This window comes from Candidatus Binataceae bacterium, assembly GCA_036495685.1.
In the GTDB taxonomy this organism is placed as follows: domain Bacteria; phylum Desulfobacterota; class Binatia; order Binatales; family Binataceae; genus JAFAHS01.
This window is the reverse complement of the sequence record DASXMJ010000173.1, coordinates 1-4,310: the sequence shown is the minus strand read 5'-3', so window position 1 is coordinate 4,310 and position 4,310 is coordinate 1. Positions and strand designations below refer to the sequence as shown.

Below are 4,310 nucleotides of genomic sequence, written 5' to 3'. Positions count from 1 at the left end.
CTACAGGGGGGTGGGCCAATCTACGGTATCGAAGTGGACCGTTTTACAGTATCGAAATCACAGTACCACTGTCTTTCCGGCCCTGAGGCAATGCGAAAGGCAGAGTGTCTATTTGGTGCCAACGTTGGTGCCAGATTCATTGAAAAAACACCTCAACAGGCCACACCAGGAAGACACACAGTCATCGGGTAGTCCTCGATTTTGGCGGAATTTTAGTGTCCCGAGGTGTGCTGGTAAGGTCGGGAGTCGAACTTTTAATCACAGGGTCCCGGGTTCGAGTCCCGGACGGCTCACTCGAAAAACTAGCGACATTGCGGGTATTGCCCGCTGTTCGGCGCAACCCGTCTAGCCGCCGCACATGTTCATGTAGACAGTGTGTAGACGATCGGCATCTTCTAGGAGCATTTCGATCGCCCCATATGCTATCGGCGTTGAAAATCGCTATATAGGTCTAGCCGCTTTGCCGTACACGCCCAGTTCTGGGGCGACTGACTCCACCGGATTCGACCAGACTCTCGGTACAATTCGTCACGCGACAGACTGATCGATCGGCCGGGGACTCGCGACCGCACCCAGAATGTCTGGAACCGGCTAGTCCGCGCCCGCCTGGGTAATCGGCTTCACGAATTTGAGCGTCATACGATCGCTCTCGCCGATTACCAGATACCGCGCGCGATCCTTGTCTCCCATCCGCAAGGTCGGCGGGAGATTCCACACCGGATGGTCCCGATCGTCTTTCGGGTTCGCATTGATTTCCGAAGTTCCGATCAGCTTGAACCCGGCCTGCTCCGCCAGATGGATCAGATAGTCCTGGCGAACGTAGCCATCCTTCGCGTTAGGATCCTGCGGCTTCAGAGGGTCGGCACGGTGGTCGGTCACGCCCAAAATTCCGCCCGGTTTCAGCGCGCGGTAAAACGCTTTGAAATATTCTGCCGCAGTGCCACGGGGGAGCCAGTCGTGAACGTTGCGAAACGTCAGAACCATGTCGGCAGAGCCCGCGGGCGCGATAGTCATGTCGCTCGGAGGGTCAAGCCTGGTCACGATCACATTGCCGAACACTGCTGGATCGGATTTGAGTTTTTCCTCGAAGGGCTTCACGCCCCTTCCTCCCACCGCTTCGTACAACTTCCCGTGGTCCTTGAGTAACGGCGCCAGGATTTCCGTGTACCATCCGGTTCCCGGCGAAATCTCGACCACGGTCATGTCGGGCTTGATCCCAAAGAAGCTGAGCGTCTCCATCGGATGACGATATTTGTCGCGAGCCCTGTTGGCGTCGGAGCGCTGAGGTCCATCGATCGCCGCTTTGAGAGGCGACGCGCTCGCGCCATCGGTGGCCGCCTCCGCACATCGTGTCGCTCCGACAAAGAGCGCCGCTAAAACAATCACCAAGAGCGATCCAAATCCGACTCGGTTCCTAATTTGCGTCATCATATAGGTCGCGCTTCTACCATCGAAGAGACCGCAACGATGCCGCCGTCGCAAATCATTGCGATCGTCTTCAGAACGCAAAACTGGGGCTGAGTCGTCGAACTCACACATCAAAGTGCGGCTCGCTGGATTCGCTGGTTGAGCAAGTTCTTGCCATGGGCCGGCAAGAGACTTGTTCGAGCAGTCGAGAACGACGAAATTAGTGCCGTGTGGGAACGTTCAGCAGACGGTCGGGGCGAGCGAAGTCACTTAGCCCGCCTGCGGGAGTTCTTCAAGCCATGTCTGAAAAGGCAAAGAGGCCGTTGATTCCATCGCCTTCGAATCGTGTCCCGTTGACCACTAGAATTGATCCACCCGTCACTCCACCGGGCATTACAGCACTGCCGAAGTCAATGAGGCCGTTGACAACTGGTCGGCTTAAACTGGGCGGTGAGAGGTGTGAGCCAGATGGCGCCATCGATTTCGGAACGTGAGAAGTCCAGGGCGGTCAGATGGGGATTGATAAAACGTCCGTCAAACGCATACACCTCGCCTTTTATTTTTGCCCGTTGCATGAAAACCGCACCGAGCGATTCGAAGCCACAGCAGAACCAGACGTCGCCGCCAATTTTCGCGCTGCTGGCCAGCAGAGCCACCTTCCATTGAGCGAGAGCGAAGGAAGGTTGCGGTTCAACCTTGGAACGCACGAAATGACCGTCTCGTGCATCAAGTCCTCCGCCAATCCTCGCTCCGTAGAATGAAACCTCGCCCGATGCGTGAAAGCCCTGTCCAATTTCGACGTCGTTATCGACTGTTATTCCGCGCGCATCGATTTCGCCTGTGTAACTGCCGTTCAAATCAAGCCGCGGAATCATGGATTCCTTCAGGTCGATGCGTTCGGGAATCGAGCAGTTCCGGAGGGTAATCGGGAAGGTAAGGTGCGCATCCCTCAGCTCAAGGGCACCAGTGATTCTCGCACCGAGAGTCGTAGTCCACCGGGGTCCAATCGTCGCAAGGCGTCAGGATCGACGAAAATCCACCTGATCAGTTCAGCGCGCACATCGCGATCATGGGTCCATTCGGCAGCGCTCCTGGGATCGTTAGAGGGATCGCTGATCGTGGAACTGACTCCGCAGACCGCGAAATCCCCCGTTCGCCCAATGTTTTTGACGTCGTGAAGTTCCAGGACCGCGCGCTCGGCGCGAGAGAGCGAGGTGAATTGATGCGTGGCGAGTTCGAGTAGTGAGCTCCCGGCGTTGTCGCGGGCGCTGCCTAGCCGCGCATGCATTACTCGTGGTGAAAACCAACGAAAAGAGGAGGAGCAGTGTGGACGGCGCGATCGCGCGCCACCGATTCAATGCGGGAGGAGTAACAACCAGACGTCTCTGCCGGCATGCCCGTTCGATCGTAGAGTCCCCCTGTTGCCTTCGGCACGAAGAGCGACGTCGATGCTCGTATCGTACGTGCTCAGCCAATTGGAACTAGCTTCATCGAAACAATCCGGTGCGATCGCTGGTAGCCTCGGCAACTCGGCCGTCAAAGCGAACCCTGGCTTCTCGTTCCCCCTCCAGACCCATTTTGATACCAAGCCTGGATATCGCGCTCGCGACTTGTTCGTTCCCGAGAGGTTTCTGATCGATATGAGCGCCCCAGCGCGCCGCCCTGGTGTATTGTGGCGCAGTTTCAGAAATTTTCTGCCGAAGGTGGCTAGCGTCTCGCTCGGTGCAGCGCGCGCCGCGATTGACTATGCCGTCGATGCGATTGAACAGCGGGTCGAGCAGCCTTCCGGACACTCCTACAAAAACAATGCTCGCGTTCAGAGCGTTATCGTCGAAAAGCAGAGATGATGTTAGGCGCGGCTCGATCCTACCTCTTCCTTTCGATGGAAAACGAATGGAAGCGGCTGGAGAAGCATGAACATCCGACGACCGCCGAGCGCGCCAATGCGTGGCTCTCGCACGTCAACATTGGGCGAGCCTCGCGCGATATCATAAGAATGCTCTACGAGCTGCTCGGCTCAACCTCGATCTATTCCGAGCGGACTCCGCTCGATCGAGCGTTGCGCGACGCAGAGACCTTCTGCCAGCACATCGTGCTGAGCAACGCAAAACGCTCGAGATGGCGGGCGCGATGCTGCTTGGGGTCGAAGGTCAGTCGGTTCCACTTATCTAGTCGCTCTTGCCCAATCGGAATCGAAGAGCGAAAAGAACAGCAAGGAGATGCGCAATGGTTTACGAACTTCGGGTCTATCACTGCGTGCCCGGACGCCTGCCTGCGATCATCAAACGCTTCAACGATGTCACGTGCCGGCTGTTCGAGAAGCACGGAATCAAACAAATCGGCTTCTGGACGGTCGCGATCGGAGAGTCGAGCTCGGACCTGGTTTACATGCTGCAATGGGAATCGCTGTCCGATCGCGACAAGAGGTTTGCTGCTTTCGCCGCTGATCCAGAATGGATCGAGGCGCGAGCCAAAAGCGAAGTAGACGGTCCTATCGTCGCCTCCATAACCAACAGCATCCTGATGCCGACGGCTTTCTCAGCACTGAAATAGCGGACTTCAGTATTTATGAAATTTGAAGTGCTGCAGTTTTTCAGTTGGCCAGATCGGCGCTCGACGCTGGCGAAGGTCTACGAGCGTACAGTCGAGCGAATCGAGATCATGGATCGCAGCGCGGTTACCAGGCGGTTTGGATCACCGAGCATCACTTCAACGATTACAGCGTGTGCCCGTCGATTCCCGTGGTGGGCGCATACGCGGCGGCGCGCACCAAGCGGCTACATATCGCGACGGGAATGACGCTCGCGGCGTTCTATCATCCGCTGCGGCTCGCCGAGGAGATCGCTCTGTTGGACATACTGTCAGGCGGGCGCGTGTACTGGGGCGCAGGGCGCGGATTCGAT

Annotated in this window: 6 protein-coding genes; 3 read left to right on the top strand and 3 right to left on the bottom strand. The window is 57.2% G+C overall.

All coding sequences use genetic code 11. The annotated features are described in order from the left end of the window. Positions 1 to 591: 591 nt before the first annotated feature. The 3 genes from VGI36_16215 to VGI36_16205 form a co-directional block, all read right to left on the bottom strand. The gene (locus VGI36_16215) at positions 592 to 1,386 is read right to left on the bottom strand and encodes a hypothetical protein (protein ID HEY2486693.1); all 795 of its coding nucleotides are present in this window, start codon (positions 1,384 to 1,386) and stop codon (positions 592 to 594) included. Between the two features lie 431 nt (positions 1,387 to 1,817). After that, entirely contained in the window at positions 1,818 to 2,282 is a 465-nt protein-coding gene (locus VGI36_16210; protein ID HEY2486692.1) for a hypothetical protein, read from the bottom strand. A 74-nt stretch (positions 2,283 to 2,356) separates the two neighbouring features. Beyond that, positions 2,357 to 2,695, bottom strand: a complete 339-nt coding sequence (locus VGI36_16205; protein ID HEY2486691.1) for a hypothetical protein — start codon at positions 2,693 to 2,695, stop codon at positions 2,357 to 2,359. A gap of 160 nt (positions 2,696 to 2,855) precedes the next feature. On the opposite strand from VGI36_16205, the gene VGI36_16200 reads away from it, so the two are divergent. From VGI36_16200 to VGI36_16190, 3 genes are all read left to right on the top strand, one after another. After that, positions 2,856 to 3,254: a hypothetical protein gene (locus tag VGI36_16200; GenBank protein ID HEY2486690.1), complete on the top strand. Its 399-nt coding sequence runs from the start codon at positions 2,856 to 2,858 to the stop codon at positions 3,252 to 3,254. Between the two features lie 379 nt (positions 3,255 to 3,633). Continuing rightward, positions 3,634 to 3,960 (top strand): NIPSNAP family protein, encoded by a 327-nt coding sequence (locus VGI36_16195; protein ID HEY2486689.1) that lies wholly within the window; start codon positions 3,634 to 3,636, stop codon positions 3,958 to 3,960. Between the two features lie 44 nt (positions 3,961 to 4,004). Continuing rightward, the coding region (locus VGI36_16190; protein HEY2486688.1) for an LLM class flavin-dependent oxidoreductase at positions 4,005 to 4,310 on the top strand (306 nt) is incomplete at its 3' end.

Excerpts from the sequence above, each read along its gene's own strand:
- VGI36_16210 (HEY2486692.1), bottom strand. The coding sequence starts at position 2,282 with ATGATTCCGCGGCTTGATTTGAACGGCAGTTACACAGGCGAAATCGAT.
- VGI36_16200 (HEY2486690.1), top strand. The coding sequence starts at position 2,856 with ATGCTCGTATCGTACGTGCTCAGCCAATTGGAACTAGCTTCATCGAAA.
- VGI36_16195 (HEY2486689.1), top strand. The coding sequence starts at position 3,634 with ATGGTTTACGAACTTCGGGTCTATCACTGCGTGCCCGGACGCCTGCCT.
- VGI36_16205 (HEY2486691.1), bottom strand. The coding sequence starts at position 2,695 with ATGCATGCGCGGCTAGGCAGCGCCCGCGACAACGCCGGGAGCTCACTA.